We start from the raw sequence: 17,710 nt of genomic DNA on the forward strand, positions 1-17,710 counted from the left end.
CAAGAGCAAGAGCAAGAGCAAGAGCAAGAGCAAGAGCAAGAGCAAGAGCAAGAGCGAAACAGCGCATTACTCTAGAACTGATATTCGAGCAGATTCCAAACTTTAAAGCCACACACAACCCCTGCAGGCGCGGCCCATCGCGGCACAAGGCCGCTCCAATCGATTGCAGGCAATTGGCTAAGAACCCTTATGACCTTTCATATATTCATCAGCCACAGATCACTACAGTTCAATGACTCGAAACCACCGCAATCGAACTGAGACCAATAGTTGAGCGCACCAAAAGATCAAGGCTGCGAAGCGATAGCTTTCTCAATCGCTGCCTTAAACTCGGCATCATCCGGTTTCGTCAAACTCGAAAAACTACCAATCACCTTGCCCTGACGATCAATCACATACTTGTAGAAATTCCACTTGGGCGCACTGCTCTGCCTGGCCAACTCCGCAAACATCGGAATCGCATCCTTGCCCCGCACCGCCTGTTCCTTGGTCATGGTGAACGTCACGCCATAATTCGCATAACACACCTTCGCCGTCTTCTCGCTGTCCGCATCCTCCTGCTTGAAGTCGTTCGAAGGCACGCCCAGCATCTCCAGCCCACGGCCATGGTACTGTTTGTACACCGCCTCAAGCCCCTCGAACTGCGGCGCAAACCCGCAATAACTGGCCGTGTTGATCACCACCAACGGCTTACCGGCAAACCGCTCGCACAACGCGACCTCACCCTTGCCCCGCAACTCCGGCAGCGTGTCCTGCAACACGGCCGGGCATTCGGCCGCCCTGCTGGACGCGCTGGCCATCAACGCCAATACCGGCACCACCATCCACTTCACGCTCATGACATCTCGCTCCTGCTCGATCAACCTTGAACTGGCAGCGTAGCGGCTAACAGACGCCCATGCCCAATTGCATGAGCGCCATGCCGCCCTCGTGCCACCCCCACCAGGCCAGCATCAGCACCAAAAGCGCCACCAGCGCAAGAACCATACGGGTCAATACTGGGTTCATGCCGCCGTTACCTGCAAGCGTGCCACAGGCCGTTCACGGACCGGCCAGTTGAGCGCCGCAGCCAAGACACTCAGCAGGATCGCGATCTGCCAGACCAGGTCATAGCTGCCAGTGCGGTCATACACGACGCCACCCAGCCAACCGCCCAGAAACGCCCCGAGCTGGTGGAACAGGAACACGATACCGCCAAGCATCGACAAGTTACGCACGCCGAAGACCGTGGCGACGATGCCGTTGGTGAGCGGCACCGTGGACAGCCACAACAGGCCCATCGCTATACCGAACAGGTACGCGCTGAATGCACTCACCGGCGCCCAGAGAAACAGCACGATGACGACCGCACGCAGCAGGTAGAGCCCAGTCAGCAAGCGTGGCTTGGACAGGCGCCCGCCCAGCCAACCAGCCGTGAACGTGCCCACGATATTGAACAGCCCCACCAGGGCCAGCACCGTGGTGCCCGTGGTGGCTGGCAGATGCTGGTCCACCAGGTACGCCGGCAGGTGCACCCCGATGAACACCACCTGAAAGCCGCACACGAAAAAGCCCAGCGCCAGCAGCCAGAAACCGGCGTGCCCACACGCCTCACGCAGCGCCTCGCCCAGCGTCTGCTCGTTGCCGTAAGAGGGCAAGGGACGGTCGCGCAACAGGCCTACCAACGGCACGATGAAGGCCACCAGCAGGCCCAGCACCAGCAAAGCCGCCGACCAGCCGAGCCATTGGATCAGGCCGAGGGTGCCGGGCAGCATGGCGAACTGACCGAACGAACCGGCGGCGCTGGCAATGCCCATGGCCATGCTGCGCTTTTCAGGCGGCACGGCCCGGCCGACGACGCCCAGAATGACCGAAAAGGACGTTCCCGACAGGCCAATGCCGATCAACAGGCCGGCGCTCAATGACAACGACCAGGCAGAGTCGGCCATGCCCATCATCGCCAGGCCCACCGCATACAGCACGCCGCCAACCATCACCACCCGCGAGGCGCCAAGGCGATCGGCCAACGCCCCGGCAAAGGGCTGGGCCAGGCCCCAGATCAGGTTCTGCAAGGCGATGGCGAAGGCAAAGACGCCGCGCCCCCAGCCAAAATCGGCGCTCATCGGTGCCAGGAACAAGCCAAAGCCGTGCCTGACGCCAAGTGACAGCGCAAGGATCAGCGCCGCCCCAGTCAACACCCATCCACTGGTTCGCCATACAGACGTCATTGTTATTGTCTCCAGCCCATCGCAAGGTCGTCAGGTGCTGCCGTTGATGAAACCTGGCACTGCAAGGCCATCCACCGCCACGTACGCCAAGTCATCAAGGAAGCATTTGGTTACAGCATGAACGCTGAAGCTGACTGACAGCAAGCAGGACGTCAGCGCAGGTCGTCATTGATCTGTCGCCAGTCGCTTGCGGATGGGTTCGAACGCGGGGGTCGCTTGCCGCGGCAGCGGGTCGGCCAACCCCTGGTCGATCGCCTGCCAGTAGCGCCAGGGCACTTTGGCGGTGCCCAATTCGTAGTCCATCCCGTCCCAGCTGTCTTCGCGGAAACTGTAGAACGCCCAGTGCAAGCGGTACTGATCGAGCACGCCCAGTACGTCCTCCAGGTACTGGCGGCAGCCTGACAGGCGGCGCATGCAGCCAAATTCGCCCACCACCAGGCGGGAACGGGGCACGTTCATGGTATCGGCCCAGTTCAGCGGGGCTTGCAGGTACTGCGCCACGCGCTGGCCGTCCCATTGCTGAAGCTGGCCGGCGAAGGGCACCGCCCCTGGATAGGCCAGCGGCTGTCGGCGGGTCATGTTGGGCGCACTGGTCGCTGCATAGGGTTCGTACATGTGCACGCTGTAGAGCACCCTGTCATCGGGCAGCGGCGCGGGCCAATAGGTGAAGGCATCGGCGGCGGCATACCAGCCCGAATCCACCATGATCGGCGTTACCGCATCCTCCTCGCGTATGGCCGCCGTCAACCGCCGGTACAGCGCCGGCAAATCACGCGCACTGCCTTGCTCGCGCGCATACCAGCGTTGCATGCGCTCCGGGCTGGCATGTTCGGGCAGATCGCTGCGCTTTTCCGGTGCGGGCTCGTTCACCAGGTTGTACGCAGCGACCGCAGGATGATCCTTCAACGCACGGGCGACGTCGCGCCAAAAGGCTGCGGCCTGCGCCCAGTAGGTCTTGTCCTGCCACAGTCGGTCGTCGAAGGTGCCGCTATTGTTCTGCGACCAGCGCATGCCCGGCAATGATAACGGTGCGATCACCACTTTGAGGCCGGCTCGATGGGCCCGATCCAACACCGACCGCAGGGTAGCCAGGTCGCTGGCGGGCAAACCGTGATAGCCATCGGCATTGCCCAATAGAAAGTCCCTCTGCGCAGGTCGCCATTTGTCATAGGACACCCGAACCCAGGTCGCGCCATAAGCCCGGAGGGCATCAAAGTAGGCCTGGTCAGGGGGCAATCGATTGAAGCTGTTGCCCCCATGCCGGGGTTGGTCCCAGAACGCCATGAGATCGGCTGCCTGGGCGGCAGGTGGAGTGAAGCCCAGCAGGGCCAGGAAGAGCAGCCAATAATGCATCACACACGCCTCTTGGAAACAAGCGCCTGAGGGTAGTGCATCCGGTGAAGGCGTTTTACAGGATTAGTTTGCCGGCTTTTTTTCAGATGATCTTTGCAGAAGGCGCCTTCAGAGTCGTCCTACATAATTGGATAAATCCCAAGCCACGCTGCCCCGATTGGCTTACGGGATCACGACAAGGCCCAGCAGAACGGTGAGCTCAAGCAGCTCCAGCAGTGCACCTGCGGTATCGCCCGTGGTACCGCCCAGGCGATTGCACATCAGCCTGCGCAAGGCGACGAACACGACCGCCGTCAGCACCATTGCCCAGCCAGCCAATGTCAGGCCCAGGCCGGCACAGATCAACAGTACCCACCCTGCTGCGCGGCGGGGCATGTGCTCGGCCAGCGCCTGGCCCAACCCGCCAGGCCGCACATAGGGGGTACACAGGAACAGCCCCAGCAGCGCTGCTCGACCGATGACCGGTGCCAGCATCAGTTGCAGGCCAGCTCCCTGCTCGATCAGTGCCCACAAGGCGCAGAACTTGAGCAGCAGCACCAAAACCAGCGTCACCACCGCTGCCGGCCCGCTGCGCGGGTCTTTCATGATCTGCAGCGTGCGTTCGCGATCACCAAACCCGCCTAGCCAGGCGTCTGCGCTATCTGCCAGGCCGTCCAGGTGCAGCGCGCCACTGAGCAGCACCCAGAGGCTCAGCAGCAAGGCGGCATGCAGCGGCGCCGCAACGCCTGCGAGACAGTGGCTGGCCAGCCATAGCAGGAGACCGAACAGCAGCCCGACCAAGGGGTAGTACAACAACGAGCGGCCTACCTGGCGTGGCGTTGGCATGCCGGGCAAGGTGACAGGCAGGCTGCTTAGAAACTGCAGGGCAATCCAGAATGGCAGCATGCTAACCCCCCTCAACCAGCTGGCCATCCTCGCCGACTTGCAAGCGCACCAATGCGCCATGGCCGACTTCCACTTGCAACAGCTGCGCCCTGGGCAGGCCACGCGCGCGGGCCAACAGCAGCCGCATGACACCACCATGGGTGACCAGCAGTACGCGCTTGCCAGCATGCTGGCGGTACAACCCCTCGATGGCCGTCAGGACGCGCTGCGCAAACGCCTGGACCGGCTCGCCATTGGGCGGCGTATAGCCGTAGGGATCAGCCCAGAACTGCCCAAGCGCCTGGGCGTCGTGTTCCATGATCTGCAACGCCGTGCGCCCTTCCCAATCGCCGAAATGCAGTTCTTGCAATGCAGGCTCGCGCTGCACGGGCAGGCCCAGCCTGGCGCCCAGCTCATCGGCAAATCGGCCACAGCGCTGCAATGGCGAACTGGCCAATGCCTGCCAAGGCCCTGCGTCGGCCACGGCGGCGCGCATTTGAGCCCAGCCCTTTTCGGTCAGGGCGTCATCGAGGCTGCCACGCAGACCACCTTGCTCGGTTTCCCCGTGGCGCAGCAGGTCGAGCCTCATGCCGGACGGTCCGCCACGGCAGCCTCGGCAAAGGTCGCCATTTGCCCGTGTAGCGCGCAGGCCAGCCGCAGCAACGGCACGGCCAGCGCGGCACCACTGCCCTCACCCAGGCGCAGCCCCAGAGCCAGCAAAGGCTCGGCCTGCAAGGCGCTCAGCACCGTCTGGTGGCCGGGCTCCGCACCCTGATGGGCGAACAACAGCCAAGCGCGGCACTGGGGGTTGAGGCGCACGGCCACCAAGGCCGCCACCGTGCAGATGAACCCGTCCACCAGCACCGCCACACCCGCCTGGGCACACGCCAGATAAGCGCCGGCCAGCGCCGCCAGCTCGAAGCCCCCCACGCAGCCCAGTGCACGCAGCGGTTCATCGGCCGCCAGGCGGTGCAAGGCCAGAGCCCGCTCGATGACGTGTGCTTTGTGCTGCACGCCGGCACTGTCTAACCCAGTGCCTGGCCCGCTCAGCGTGGCTGGCGGACAGGCGAGCAGTACGCTGGCCAGCGCCGCCGCTGCGGTGGTGTTGCCGATACCCATTTCACCGCCGATGAACAGCTGTGCGCCGTGGGTCGCCGCCCGCAGCGCGCTGTCACGACCTGCCTGCAAGGCGGCCTGCAATTGTGCCTCGCTCAGGGCAGGCTCTCGGGCGAAATTGGCCGTGCCGGGGCCAAGGTGCACGTGGCGAACGCCCGGCAGTGCGAGCGTCGGGTCGACCGTGCCGAGGTCGACCACCTCCAAGGTGGCGTGCAGTTGGCGCGCCAGCACACTGATGGCGGCACCCCCGCCGACGAAATTGCGCAACATCTGGCTTGTCACGGCCTGAGGATACGCCGAGACGCCCTCCTCGACCACGCCGTGGTCGCCGGCGAACAGGCTGATCGCAACGTGCTCGAGCACCGGCCGTTCGCAGCCCTGCAGGCCTGCCAGCTGAATGGCGAGCGTTTCGAGCTGGCCGAGCGAACCGGCAGGCTTGGTCAATTGTTGCTGCCGCTCGCGTGCTGCGGCCATGGCAGCACCGTCGATGGGCCGGCAGGGCATCTGCCACCAGACAGGGTTCATGATGCAGGTCCTTTGAGCGTGAGTGGGAGGCCAGCGACCGTGAGGATCACCTGCTGGCAACGTTCGGCCACCGCCTGGTGCACGACACCGGCCAAATCGACGTAACGTCGCGTCAACTCGCCCATGGGCACCACACCCAGGCCAGTCTCGTTACTGACCAGGATGATGTGGCCGGGCAGGTGTTCAAGGCAGCCCAACAGGGCATCACGTTCCTCGGCCAACCGGCGCGGGTCATCCAGCATCAGCAGGTTGGTCAGCCACAGCGTCAGGCAGTCCACCAGCAGGCAGCGGTCAGCAGCAGCTTCGGCCTTTAGTACAGCAGCCAGGGCCAAGGGTTCTTCGATCAACCCCCACTCCACGGGCCGGCGCTGGCGGTGCAGCTGCACCCGCTCATCGAGCTCGCCGTCCAGCGGCTGACTGGTGGCGATATAGGTCACGGGCAGGCCGCAGTCGGCTGCCCGCTGCTCGGCCAAGCGGCTCTTGCCAGACCGGGCTCCGCCGATCACGAACGTACGCACGTCAGGGTACTCCACACAATTGGCGCAGGCGCTGGGTGTCCAGGTGCTTGTCCACCAGATCAGCCAGGCGTTCGATATCGCGCTCGCGCAACGCCTCGTAGTCGATCAGTTGCACGTCTTCAAGCCCAGCCCAGCGCAGCAGGGCCGCGCAGGAGGCGCTGCCCTCGAACAACCCGTGCAGGTAAGTGGCCAACACCTGGCCGTCCGTGCTGATGGCACCCTCGCAGCGGCCGTCGGCCAGGCGTACCGCCGGGTGCGCCAGCGCAGGGCCAGTGGTGACACCGGCATGGATCTCGTAACCGGTCACGGGCGATGCGTCCAGGTGCAAGGTTCCGGAGACATTGCGCAACTGCTTGTCGGCTTCCAGCACCGTGGCGTAGTCCAGCAGGCCGAGGCCGGGGCTGGAGCCTGCAGCGCCCTCCAGGCCCAGCGGATCGTGCACCTCGCGCCCAAGCATCTGCAGGCCGCCGCAGATACCGATTACCTTGCCGCCATAGCGCAGATGGCGTTCGATGGCCCTGTCCCAGCCACGCGCGCGCAATTGCGCAAGGTCGCCACGCACGCTCTTGGAACCCGGCAGGATGATCAGGTCCGCTGGCGGCACCGGCTGACCAGGGCCAATGAACTGCAGGTCGACCTGCGGGTGCAGGCGCAGCGGGTCGAAGTCAGTGTGGTTGCTGATGCGTGGCAGCACCGGCACGATCACCTTGAGCACGCGCTGCTGCTTTTCGCTCTGGCGCCGGTCGATGCCGTCCTCGGCTTCAAGGTGCAGGTCGGTGACGTACGGCAGCACGCCTAGCACGGGTTTGCCGGTGCGCTGCTCCAGCCAGTCGAGCCCAGGTTGCAACAAAGCGATGTCGCCCCTGAAACGGTTGATGACAAACCCTTTGATCCGCGCCTGCTCGCTGGGCGACAGCAGTTCGAGGGTACCGACCAGGTGGGCGAACACGCCCCCGCGGTTGATGTCGGCGACCAGGATCACCGGGCAGTCCACGGCTTCGGCGAACCCCATGTTGGCAATGTCGCCGGCCCGCAGGTTGATCTCCGCCGGCGACCCTGCGCCCTCGACCATGACCACTGGCCAGCCCTGGCTCAGGCGCTGGTGCGAGGCCAGCACGGCCTGCATGGCGATGGCCTTGTAATCGTGGTAGGCAACCGCGTTCATGCTGGTCACCGCACGGCCATGGATGATCACCTGGGCGCCTGTGTCGCTGTTGGGTTTGAGCAGCACCGGGTTCATGTCGGTGTGCGGCGCCAGGCGACAGGCCTGGGCCTGCACCGCCTGGGCCCGGCCAATCTCGCCACCGTCGGCGGTCACGGCGCTGTTGAGGGCCATGTTCTGCGGCTTGAATGGCACCACGCCGATGCCCTGGCGCAGCAGCCAGCGGCACAGGGCAGTCACCAGGGTGCTTTTGCCGGCATCGGAGGTGGTGCCTTGCACCATCAGGGTCGTCATGTAAGGTCCTTGGGGTAGGCACTCAGGGCCTGGGCCAATCGTCGTTCGTCTGCCTGGCTTGGCGGCAAGCCGAAACGCAAGGCCGCCGGGCGCTCGAACTGGCGCACCAGCACCCCGTGTCGGGCAAGGTGATCGTGCAATCGCGCGGCATGCTCGCACCGCACGTACTGGAACAGGTCACACCCGCCGGCGGGCGCCAGCCCTGCATGGGTGAGCAAAGCCGCCAAGCGTTCGCTGGCGTCTGCACAGCGCTGGCGCTGCAGCTGCTGCATGGCCAGGTCGGTCAGGCTGGCCTGGGCCAGCACCCGGCTGGGACCATTGATGGTCCACGGGCCGAGCAGTTCGGCCAGGCGCAGCAGCAAGCTATGCTCTGCGGCCACGAAGCCCAGGCGCACACCGGCCAGGCCGAAGAACTTGCCGAACGAGCGCAGCACGATCAAACCGGGGCGCTCGGCACTTTCCATCACGCTGTTTCCGGGGCTGTTGTCCATGAAAGCTTCATCGACCACCAGCCAACCACCGCGCGCTGCCAGGCGCTGATGCCATCCCAGCAGCGTGGGCGCAGGCACGACACGGCCGGTGGGGTTGTTCGGGTTGACCAAGACCAGGACGTCGAGGTCGTCGAGCGCGTCGTCGACCTGATGCTCATCGAGCTCGAGCAACGCGTGTCCAACGCGCTGCCAGGCATAGGGATGCTCGGCATAACAGGGCGTCAGCACCCCGACCCGGCTCGGGCTGCGCAACAGCGGCAGGGCCTGGATGGCAGCCTGTGAGCCCGCTACGGGTAGCAGTCGCGTGGCGCCGTAGTAGCTACACGCCGCCTGTTCGAGGCCATCGTCTGTTTCCGGTAGCCGTGCCCAGGCTTCGAGTGGGATCGGCGGTATCGGGAAGGACCAGGGCGCAATGCCGCTGGACAGGTCCAGCCACTGCTCGCGGGCGATGCCGTACTGCCGAACCGCGCGCAGCAGCCGGCCTCCATGTTCAAGCATTCAGATAAGCTCCCAGACAGAACACCAACAGCCACAGCCATACCCCACGCTGCACCAGCGTCCAACCGCCCTCGATGGCATCGGGGCTGGCCGGTGGGCCGTCGCCCAGGCGCGGGCGGTCGTGCAGCTGGCCGTGGTACACCGCCGGCCCGCCCAATTCAACACCCAGGGCCCCTGCCCCGGCCGCCATGACCGGGCCGGCGTTGGGGCTGTCCCACAGTGGCCCCTGGCGCCGCCAGCAGGCCAGCGCCAGACGGGTTTTGCCCAGCACCGCATAAGTAAGCGCGACCAGGCGCGCCGGCACGTAGTTGAGTAGGTCATCGATGCGCGCCGCGCACCAGCCGAAGCGCTCGAAGCGCTCGTTGCGATAGCCCCACATGGCATCGAGGGTGTTGCTCAGTCGATAAAGCACCACCCCTGGCGCCCCGGCCACAGCAAACCAGAACAAGGCGGCGAACACGGCATCGCTGCCGTTTTCCAGCACCGACTCAGTGGCTGCCCGCGCTACCGCCGTCTCGTCCAGCTCACGGGTTTCACGGCTGACCAGATACCCCACCCGCCGCCGTGCTTCTTCCAGATCCCCCTGGCGCAGGGCCGTGGCCACCGGCAGCACATGTTCGCCCAGGCTGCGCAGCCCCAGGGCGCAGTACAACGCCAGCACATCGACCAGCCAGCCGATCACAGGCAGCCAGGAGAGCATGAGGGCCAGCAAGGTCAGGGGCACCACCGCCAGGAACCAGGCGCTCACACCATGACTGCGCCAACCACGCCCGCCGGCATTGAAGCGCCGCTCAAGGCTGCTGGCCATGTTGCCGAACGCAACCAGCGGATGGCGCCGCCGGGGCTCGCCGAACAATGCATCCAGGGCCACACCGGCCACGGTCAGCAACGCCACGCTCATGCGCCTTCTCCCCAACGGTTTTCAAACAGCATCTGGTGCAACGGCCGTTCTTCGGCCCAGTTCTGCATGACCAGCATGGGTGCAGGGTAGAATGCCGCCACCGGCCCCAGGCACAGCACGGCCACGGGTTTGGCGCCGCTGGGCATGCCAAGCAACGCTGCCAGCGCCTTGGGATCGAACAGCGATACCCAGCCCATGCCCAGCCCTTCGGCACGGGCGGCCAGCCAGAGGTTCTGGATGGCGCAGGCGAGCGAGGCCAAGTCCATCTCAGGCAGCGTGCGGCGCCCGAAAATGTGGGGCTCACGGTTGTCCATCAAGGCGGCGACCCACAGTTCGGCGCAATCGTTGATGCCCTCTACCTTGAGCTTCATGAATTCGTCCGAGCGCTCGCCCAGCGCCTGTGCAGTCAACGCCCGCTCGGCCTCCACCAGTGCCTGGATGCGCCCACGCAAGGCCCGCTCGGTGATGCGGATGAACCGCCATGGCTGCATCAAGCCCACGCTCGGTGCCTGGTGGGCTGCGCTGAGTAACCGTGTCATGACCTGCGGCGCCACCTCGCCTTGAACGAAATGGCGCATGTCGCGCCGCTCGCCGATGGCGCGATAGACCGCGGCACGCTCCTGGTCGCTGAACGCATGCTCGCTCATGGGCAAAGCAGCGCTGCGGCCGCCTCCGGGTTGGAGGGGAAGTAGAAGTGCACGTAGGACGCGGTCAAGCGGCCCAGCCGATACACGGCTTCGTTGCCGCGCCCGCCGTTGGGGCTCAACCCACGTGCCAGCGGCTTGAGCGCAGTGCTGGTCAGGGAGTGGTGGTAGGTATGGCCGCGCAGTGTGCCCTCGGGCAGCTCGACCGCTTGCAGGGCCAGGGCCGCCAGGCGCTTTTGCATGGTCGCTTCACCTGGCAGCAACCCGAGCAACTCGACCCTGTCCCCGGCCACGTCGGTCAGCGCGTCGAGCAGATACAGCATGCCGCCGCATTCGGCCAGCAGTGGCTTGCCTTGGGCGTGATGGGCGCGGATGGCCTGGCACATTGAGGTATTGCGCGCCAGGGCATGATGGTGCAACTCGGGGTAACCGCCGGGCAGGTACAGGCTGTCCACTTCGGGCAGCTGCGCATCATGCAGGGGGGAGAAAAACTGCACCTGTGCGCCTAGACGGCGCAACAGGTCCAGGTTGGCGCCATAGAGAAAGGCAAAGGCTTCGTCGCGGGCTACACCGATACGTACACCCGCCAAGGTAGCCTGGGCGGATAGCGGATCGGCCGGCTCGAAGGTGACGGCCGGTGGCAACGCGGCATCGCAGCTGGCGCCCAATGCTTGGGCAGCAGCGTCCAGACGTGCGTCCAGGTCGTTCAACTCGCTGGCCTGCACCAACCCCAGGTGACGGCTGGGCAGTTCGATGCCGCGCTCGCGGGACAAGCCGCCATACCAACGCAGGCCCTCCGTCAGGCTGCCTTCGAGCAGTTGCGCATGACGCAGGCTGCCCACCCGGTTGGCCAACACTCCGGCAAACGGCAGGTCCGGCTGATAACGCGCCAGGCCCAGGGCCAGCGCGCCAAAGGTCTGGGCCATGGCCGTACCATCAATCACCGCCAGCACCGGCACGCCGAAGTGACGCGCCAGGTCGGCACTCGAAGGGGTGCCGTCGAACAGCCCCATCACCCCTTCGATGAGGATCAGGTCGGCTTCACCTGCCGCCTCCCAGAGCAGCCGGCGGCTCTCCTCGGCACCGATCATCCACAGGTCGAGCTGGCGAACGGGTGCACCGCTGGCACGTTCGAGAATCATGGGGTCAAGAAAGTCAGGCCCGCATTTGAACACCCGCACCTTGCGGCCCAGATTCCGGTGCAGGCGCGCCAGCGCGGCAGTGACCGTGGTCTTGCCTTGGCCAGAGGCCGGTGCGGCAATCAGAACGGCGGGGCAATGGCGGGCCTGGCTCACAGCTCGACGCCCTTCTGGGCACGGATACCGGCCTGGAACGCGTGCTTGAGCATACCCATTTCGGTCACGGTGTCGGCCAGCTCGACCATTTCCGGCTTGGCCGCGCGACCGGTGACGATGACGTGCTGCATGGGAGGGCGGGCCTGGATGTCCGACAGCACCTGGTCCAGATCAAGGTAGCCGTGCTTGAGCGCGATGTTGAGCTCGTCGAGCACCACGAACTGCACCGCAGGATCCTGCAGCAGTTGCCGGGAGACGGCCCACGCCGCTTCTGCCGCCGCAATGTCACGCTGGCGGTCCTGCGTCTCCCACGTGAAGCCCTCGCCCATCACGTGGTAGCGCACCTGTTCGGGAAAGCGCCTGAAGAACAGCTCTTCGCCGGTGCTGTTGCGGCCCTTGATGAACTGCACCACGCCGCACTGCATGCCGTGGCCCAGGGCCCGGGCCAGCATGCCGAAGGCCGAGCTGCTCTTGCCCTTGCCATTGCCGGTGAGCACCAGCAGCAGGCCGCATTCGTTAGGGGAGTTGGCAATGCGCTCGTCAATGACCGCTTTCTTGCGCTGCATCCGTGCCAGATGGCGTTCGTCGCGCTCGGTGGCGTCGCTCATGGGAAGTTCTCCGCTGGCTGACACCACGATCGAGCGCCGTGTCAGGGAATGGGCAGGCAAACGGAGCGCGCGCAGGGGCATTGGCCAAAGCCAGAGTGCACCGCGCATCACCCTCCGTGATGCCGTTGGCAGTATCAGGCCGGTCTCCGGGCTCGTGAGCGGGCCACTGGCCCTGACCTGCGCGCCTTCCCGGGGATCGTACCCAGTGGCCCTGCGCGGCCGTCTCTCACCTACCGTTGCGGGGGCAGCGCCGGAATCGCACCCTGCGGGCGCTCACCGACTTCCCAGTTTCACCCTGGCCAGACGTGGCTGGCGGGGCACCTGAAACACGCGCGAAGGTTAGAGGGTTGCACCCGGAGCGTCAATCGACGCGGCTCGCCTGGCGGCACAGCAGCGATCGCCGAGCCGCCGATGCAGCCCCTGCCGCCTGTGCGAATGAACCCGCGGCATTCCCTACCCTCTGAATCAATAGAACCTGCCGAGGACGCCGACCATGAACCGCGTGGCACTGCCTGTTGCACTTGTTGTAAGCCTGGGCTTGAGTGGCTGCGGCGAAAGGGCGCGCCTGACAGTGGCCGACGGCACCGGCCCCGCGCCGCAGCTGCCCTCCCCCGCCAAGACCCTGCTACCCACCGTGAACATCGCGCCAGCCGTCGGCTGGCCCGCCGGACGCATGCCCCAGGCTGCACCCGGGTTGCAGGTGTCGCGCTTTGCCGGTGACCTCGACCATCCGCGCTGGCTCTATGTGCTGCCCAATGGCGACGTGCTGGTGGCAGAAACCAACGCACCTGCCAAACCCGAAGACGCCAAGGGTATTCGCGGATGGGCCATGAAGCGGGTCATGGCACGCGCGGGGGCCGCCGTGCCCAGCCCTGATCGCATTACCTTGTTGCGCGACGCGGACCAGGACGGCGTTGCGGAAATCCGCCATACCTTTGCCGACGGGCTGAACTCGCCCTTTGGGATGGCACTGGTGGGCAACGATTTTTACGTGGCCGATACGGATAAACTGCTGCGTTTTCACTACCAGCCCGGTGCACGCCAGGTAACCGGTCCGGCAGAGGTAGTCACCTCACTGCCAGCCGGCCCGTTGAATCACCACTGGACCAAGAATGTCATCGCAAGCCCCGATGGACGGCGCCTCTATGTCACCGTGGGCTCGAACAGCAACGTGGGTGAAAACGGCCTCGATCAGGAGCAGGGGCGCGCCGCGATCTGGGAGATCGACCCCAGCACCGGCAAGCACCACCTGTTCGCCACCGGCCTGCGCAACCCCAACGGGCTTGCCTGGGAGCCTCACAGTGGCGCGCTCTGGACCGCAGTCAACGAACGTGACGAAATCGGCAGCGACCTGGTACCGGATTACATCACTTCGGTACAAGCAGGTGGATTCTATGGTTGGCCCTATAGCTACTATGGCCAGCATGTGGATGAACGCGTGCAGCCCCAGGATCCTGCCAAGGTCGCCCGGGCACGAGTACCCGACTATGCCGTGGGGCCGCATACCGCTTCATTGGGGTTGGCCTTCGCCGGCTCGGGTGTATTGCCGGCGCGTTTTGGGGCAGGTGCATTGATTGGCCAGCACGGGTCCTGGAACCGCAAGCCGCACAGCGGCTACAAGGTGATATTCGTACCCTTCGACGCCTCGGGAAAGCCGTCGGGCAAGCCCATGGACGTACTCGATGGGTTCCTGAATGAAAGCGGCCAAGCCATGGGCCGCCCCGTGGGGGTTGCCCTGGATGGCCACGGGGCCGTGCTGGTAGCTGACGATGTAGGCAATGCCATCTGGCGCGTCAGCAAAGCTCGGTGATCGGGCTCAGGGGTTCTGGGCCAGGTGCCCTTGTGGGATGACCCGCTTGGCCTGCAGGTAGGCCTTGGCCCAGTAGCTGTTTGACAGATAGTCCAACCGCACCGTACCGCCGGTGCGGGGCGCATGCACGAAGCGCCCGTCCCCTACGTAAATGCCAGCATGGCTCACCTGCGAACCGCCACTGGTCGCGAAGAACACCAGGTCACCGGACTGCAAGGATTTCACATCCACAGTAGGCGCACGCATGCCGATCATCTCCCGCGTGGAGCGCGGCAGGCTGATGCCGGCGGCATCGCGGTAGACGTACTTGATCAGACCACTGCAGTCGAAACCCGAATCGGGCGTATTGCCGCCCCAGCGGTAGGGCGTGCCAACCAGACCAATGGCGCGAATCAGTACGTCATCGGCAGTGGGCGAGAAGCTGGGTTGGCTATAGGTAACCTGAGGCTGCACGACCCGTGTAGGGGCAGGTGCCTGGGGTTGGCTCGAGCAGGCCGCCAATAAGGCTGCCAGGGAAATGAAAGCGAAGCGCGCCATCGTTGTCATGGCCAAAACATCCTGTATGGGAACGCTGGGCCGCAGCGGGATAGAGTTGAGAAATTAGATTAGACGCTTTCTGTAAATACGCACGGCGTCGAGCTTTTTTGCAAAGCAGCGACGCCGTGGTTAGGACACATCAGATTGCCATTAGTTGCGCGCGATATGAGTCGGCGCCATGGCCAAGGCACGTTTGGCCTCAAGGAAGGTCTTGCTCCAGTAACGGTCACCGAGGCTATCGATGCGCACACCGCCGCTACGACGGCTGCTGGAGTGGATGAACTGGTTGTCGCCCAGGTAGATCCCGGCATGGCTGACACGGCCACGGCCATTGGTGCTGAAGAACAGCAAGTCGCCTGGCTTGAGTTTGTTGCGCGCCACCTTCGGCGCATCGACGTTGATCATCTCGCGAGTAGAACGCGGCAAGGTCATGCCTGCCTCCTCGCGGAACAGGTAGCCGATGAAGCCGCTGCAATCGAAGCCGGACTGTTCCGAGGTACCGCCAAAGCGATAGCGGGTGCCGATCAACGACATGCCGCGCTCCAGAATGCTGTCGGCCAGCACGGGCAACTGATAGGGCTTGCTGCTGGAGAAGACCTCCAGTTCATCGTCGGTAGCCACTTCCTGGGGTTCGCCAAACACTGGCGAAGACGAGGCCTTGGCCTTGATCGCCGGCTGTACGGCGACCGGGGTGTGATCCTGGGGCTGGGATACCGGGCCTTGAGCCGCGCAGCCAAAAAGCAGGGTCACGAGTGCGAGTGGCACGAGGGGTGCGAAGCGCTTGAGCATGGGCACAACCGTGTCTGTAATCCTTTAGTGGGGTGGAACTATGCCCACTATAAGTTCCATTTGCAAATTTTATCGAAAAAGATGTGACTTTTCCGTGGGATGGCTCTGGCCCCGTGTTTCCAGGGGCTTACCAGCCGAGGGTTTCCTTCAGGAAAGGAATGGTGAGTTTGCGCTGGGCTTGCAGGGAAGCCTGATCGAGCCGTTCCAGCAGATCGAACAGCGCACTCATGCTGCGCGCGCCGCGGGTGAGGATGAAGTGACCCACTTCGTCGGTCAGGTGCAGGCCGCGCCTGGATGCCCGCAATTGCAAGGCACGTAGCTTGTCTTCGTCAGACAGGCCGCGCATCTGGAACACCAGGGCAAGGGTAAGACGGGATTTCAGGTCAGGCAGCTTGACCGGCAATTCCCGCGGGGAAGCGGAGGCTGCCAGTAGCAGTCGACGGCCGCTGTCGCGCAGGCGGTTGAACAGGTGGAACATGGCCTCCTCCCAGTCCGGCTTGCCGGCAATGACGTGCAGGTCATCGATGCACACCAGCTCGTACTGGGCCAGGTAGTCCAGAAGACCGGTACCGCGCTCGAGCAGCTGCGCCAACGGCAGGTAGACGGCAGGCTCGCCCCGCTGCTGGAAGCGATGGGTGGCCGCTTGCAGCAGGTGCGTGCGGCCCACGCCTTGTTTGCCCCACAGGTAGATGAGGCTCTCGGTCCAGCCGGCGTCGGCTTCGCAAAGCCGCTCGACATACCCCAACGCAGCGGCATTGGCGCCCGGATAGTAGTTGATGAAGGTGGCGTCGTCGCGCAGGCGCACACCCAGGGGCAACTGGATCGGTGGTTTCATGCTCGCGGGCGGTCGACAGGACCGCTGGGGGCCTTTTGTGGACAATCGGCAAAGTCTATACCTGCCAAGCGGGGTGCACAATGACGCCGCTGCAGAGTCCAAGCAAAATCAATGGGTTGCACTATCGCCGCAGCAACCGAGGCTCACCTGCCGGCCTGTCACGGCTGGTCGGGTGCAGGGGGATCGAGGTGGACGGGAGCCGGCGCATCCCCTGCATACATGTCCGACTCCTTGTACAAGCCGTGCACGTGGCGCAGCAGCACCATGATGACCGCCGCCACCGGAAGCGCGAGCAGCACGCCTGTGAAACCGAACAGCTCTCCGCCGGCCAGGATGGCGAAGATCACCGCCACAGGGTGCAAACCGATCCGGTCGCCTACCAACAGAGGTGTCAGCACCATGCCCTCCAGTGCCTGACCGACCATGAAGACCGCGACGATGCCGAGCATGGGATACAGATCGCCACCGAACTGGAACAGCCCTGCCACCAGCGCCGCACCGATGCCAATGATGAAGCCCATGTACGGGACGATGGCCGCCAGGCCTGCCAGCATGCCGATCAACAACCCCAGTTCAAGACCCACCAGCATCAAGCCTGCCGAATAGATGATGCCCAACGCGACCATCACCAGCAGTTGCCCACGCACGAACGCACCCAGCACCTCATGGCACTCGCTGGCCAGCCCAACGATTTGTGGCTCCCTCTGGCGCGGCAACAAGCTGCGCAACTTGGCCATCATCAAGTCCCAGTCACGCAACAGGTAGAACCCGACCACGGGGATCAGCACCATGTTGGCCACCCAGGCCATCAGCGCCAGGCTGGAGGCCGTTGCCTGGGACAAGAGCATGCTGACGATATCGGTGGTTTGCCCCATGTGCGCGCCGATGGCCGCTTTGATCTTGTCGAATTTCCAGAACCCATCGGCAAGGCCCAGACGCCCCTGCACCCATGGCAAGGCGACATGTTCGAGCCAGTCAAGCATCTGCGGCGCCAGCGCGTACAGGCGCACCAACTGCTTGGCCAACATGGGGATGAGCACGAGCAACAGTGCAAGCATCAGCAGCGTGAACAGCCCGAACACCACCACTACGCCCCAGGTCCGCGACAAACCCAGGCGCTCCAGGCGATCGACCAGCGGGTCGGCCAGGTACGCCAGCAGAATGCCGACCAGAAACGGCGTGAGAATATTGTGCAGGCTATAGAGCAGGGCGATAGCGATCAATGCCACGCCCAGCCAGATCCAACGACGCATGTCAGTCATG

At 64.6% G+C, this 17,710-nt stretch carries 19 protein-coding genes and 1 riboswitch; of the genes, 1 reads left to right on the top strand and 18 read right to left on the bottom strand.

Annotated features, from left to right (window positions below; genetic code table 11):
- Window positions 1–287: 287 nt before the first annotated feature.
- The 14 genes from ACF8R3_RS04260 to cobO all read right to left on the bottom strand — a co-directional run bounded on the left by ACF8R3_RS04260 (window position 288) and on the right by cobO (window position 12,476).
- Window positions 288–839, bottom strand: coding sequence for a glutathione peroxidase (locus tag ACF8R3_RS04260; protein WP_196185642.1), 552 nt, complete (start codon window positions 837–839; stop codon window positions 288–290).
- 46 nt (window positions 840–885) lie between these two features.
- On the bottom strand, window positions 886–1,008 hold the full coding sequence (locus ACF8R3_RS04265; RefSeq protein ID WP_256675178.1) for a hypothetical protein: 123 nt from the start codon (window positions 1,006–1,008) through the stop codon (window positions 886–888).
- Window positions 1,005–2,207, bottom strand: a complete 1,203-nt coding sequence (locus ACF8R3_RS04270; RefSeq protein WP_196185641.1) for an MFS transporter — start codon at window positions 2,205–2,207, stop codon at window positions 1,005–1,007. The genes ACF8R3_RS04265 and ACF8R3_RS04270 overlap by 4 nt, the downstream gene beginning before the upstream one ends.
- A gap of 165 nt (window positions 2,208–2,372) precedes the next feature.
- Window positions 2,373–3,491 (bottom strand): glycoside hydrolase family 5 protein, encoded by a 1,119-nt coding sequence (locus tag ACF8R3_RS04275; protein ID WP_392515072.1) that lies wholly within the window; start codon window positions 3,489–3,491, stop codon window positions 2,373–2,375.
- 231 nt (window positions 3,492–3,722) lie between these two features.
- Window positions 3,723–4,445: an adenosylcobinamide-GDP ribazoletransferase gene (locus tag ACF8R3_RS04280; protein WP_196185639.1), complete on the bottom strand. Its 723-nt coding sequence runs from the start codon at window positions 4,443–4,445 to the stop codon at window positions 3,723–3,725.
- A gap of 1 nt (window position 4,446) precedes the next feature.
- Window positions 4,447–5,013, bottom strand: a complete 567-nt coding sequence (cobC, locus tag ACF8R3_RS04285; RefSeq protein ID WP_392515033.1) for an alpha-ribazole phosphatase family protein — start codon at window positions 5,011–5,013, stop codon at window positions 4,447–4,449.
- Complete coding sequence (cobT, locus tag ACF8R3_RS04290) at window positions 5,010–6,065, bottom strand: nicotinate-nucleotide--dimethylbenzimidazole phosphoribosyltransferase (RefSeq protein ID WP_196185638.1); 1,056 nt, start codon at window positions 6,063–6,065, stop codon at window positions 5,010–5,012. The genes cobC and cobT overlap by 4 nt, the downstream gene beginning before the upstream one ends.
- Window positions 6,062–6,583 carry a bifunctional adenosylcobinamide kinase/adenosylcobinamide-phosphate guanylyltransferase gene (gene cobU / locus ACF8R3_RS04295; protein ID WP_058605360.1) on the bottom strand — a complete coding sequence of 174 codons (522 nt, stop codon included), beginning with the start codon at window positions 6,581–6,583 and terminating at the stop codon, window positions 6,062–6,064. The genes cobT and cobU overlap by 4 nt, the downstream gene beginning before the upstream one ends.
- A gap of 1 nt (window position 6,584) precedes the next feature.
- A complete protein-coding gene (locus ACF8R3_RS04300) occupies window positions 6,585–8,039 on the bottom strand; it encodes a cobyric acid synthase (protein ID WP_058639483.1) in 1,455 nt (484 codons plus the stop codon).
- The gene (gene cobD, locus ACF8R3_RS04305) at window positions 8,036–9,028 is read right to left on the bottom strand and encodes a threonine-phosphate decarboxylase CobD (protein ID WP_196185637.1); all 993 of its coding nucleotides are present in this window, start codon (window positions 9,026–9,028) and stop codon (window positions 8,036–8,038) included. Before cobD ends, ACF8R3_RS04300 begins: the two co-directional genes overlap by 4 nt.
- Complete coding sequence (cbiB, locus tag ACF8R3_RS04310; protein ID WP_058605357.1) at window positions 9,021–9,929, bottom strand: adenosylcobinamide-phosphate synthase CbiB; 909 nt, start codon at window positions 9,927–9,929, stop codon at window positions 9,021–9,023. The genes cobD and cbiB overlap by 8 nt, the downstream gene beginning before the upstream one ends.
- Window positions 9,926–10,582 carry a 5,6-dimethylbenzimidazole synthase gene (gene bluB, locus ACF8R3_RS04315; protein ID WP_193754411.1) on the bottom strand — a complete coding sequence of 219 codons (657 nt, stop codon included), beginning with the start codon at window positions 10,580–10,582 and terminating at the stop codon, window positions 9,926–9,928. Before bluB ends, cbiB begins: the two co-directional genes overlap by 4 nt.
- Window positions 10,573–11,868, bottom strand: coding sequence for a cobyrinate a,c-diamide synthase (locus ACF8R3_RS04320; protein ID WP_078478967.1), 1,296 nt, complete (start codon window positions 11,866–11,868; stop codon window positions 10,573–10,575). The genes bluB and ACF8R3_RS04320 overlap by 10 nt, the downstream gene beginning before the upstream one ends.
- Complete coding sequence (cobO, locus tag ACF8R3_RS04325; RefSeq protein WP_027913925.1) at window positions 11,865–12,476, bottom strand: cob(I)yrinic acid a,c-diamide adenosyltransferase; 612 nt, start codon at window positions 12,474–12,476, stop codon at window positions 11,865–11,867. Before cobO ends, ACF8R3_RS04320 begins: the two co-directional genes overlap by 4 nt.
- Window positions 12,477–12,595: 119 nt before the next feature.
- Window positions 12,596–12,816, bottom strand: a riboswitch (cobalamin riboswitch).
- Window positions 12,817–12,969: 153 nt separating this feature from the next.
- Here cobO and ACF8R3_RS04330 point away from each other — a divergent pair.
- Window positions 12,970–14,286, top strand: a complete 1,317-nt coding sequence (locus ACF8R3_RS04330) for a PQQ-dependent sugar dehydrogenase (RefSeq protein ID WP_392515035.1) — start codon at window positions 12,970–12,972, stop codon at window positions 14,284–14,286.
- Window positions 14,287–14,292: 6 nt separating this feature from the next.
- Here ACF8R3_RS04330 and ACF8R3_RS04335 read toward each other — a convergent pair whose 3' ends face one another.
- From ACF8R3_RS04335 to ACF8R3_RS04350, 4 genes are all read right to left on the bottom strand, one after another.
- Window positions 14,293–14,832: a C40 family peptidase gene (locus ACF8R3_RS04335; RefSeq protein WP_058605353.1), complete on the bottom strand. Its 540-nt coding sequence runs from the start codon at window positions 14,830–14,832 to the stop codon at window positions 14,293–14,295.
- Window positions 14,833–14,973: 141 nt separating this feature from the next.
- The gene (locus ACF8R3_RS04340) at window positions 14,974–15,612 is read right to left on the bottom strand and encodes a C40 family peptidase (RefSeq protein ID WP_028686867.1); all 639 of its coding nucleotides are present in this window, start codon (window positions 15,610–15,612) and stop codon (window positions 14,974–14,976) included.
- Window positions 15,613–15,739: 127 nt separating this feature from the next.
- Window positions 15,740–16,447 carry a DnaA regulatory inactivator Hda gene (gene hda / locus ACF8R3_RS04345; protein ID WP_027913921.1) on the bottom strand — a complete coding sequence of 236 codons (708 nt, stop codon included), beginning with the start codon at window positions 16,445–16,447 and terminating at the stop codon, window positions 15,740–15,742.
- Between the two features lie 158 nt (window positions 16,448–16,605).
- The gene (locus ACF8R3_RS04350; RefSeq protein WP_058639487.1) at window positions 16,606–17,709 is read right to left on the bottom strand and encodes an AI-2E family transporter; all 1,104 of its coding nucleotides are present in this window, start codon (window positions 17,707–17,709) and stop codon (window positions 16,606–16,608) included.
- Window position 17,710: the final 1 nt, after the last annotated feature.

The sequence above is a fragment of the Pseudomonas sp. FYR_7 genome, assembly GCF_043106155.1.
Taxonomy (GTDB): domain Bacteria; phylum Pseudomonadota; class Gammaproteobacteria; order Pseudomonadales; family Pseudomonadaceae; genus Aquipseudomonas; species Aquipseudomonas parafulva_B.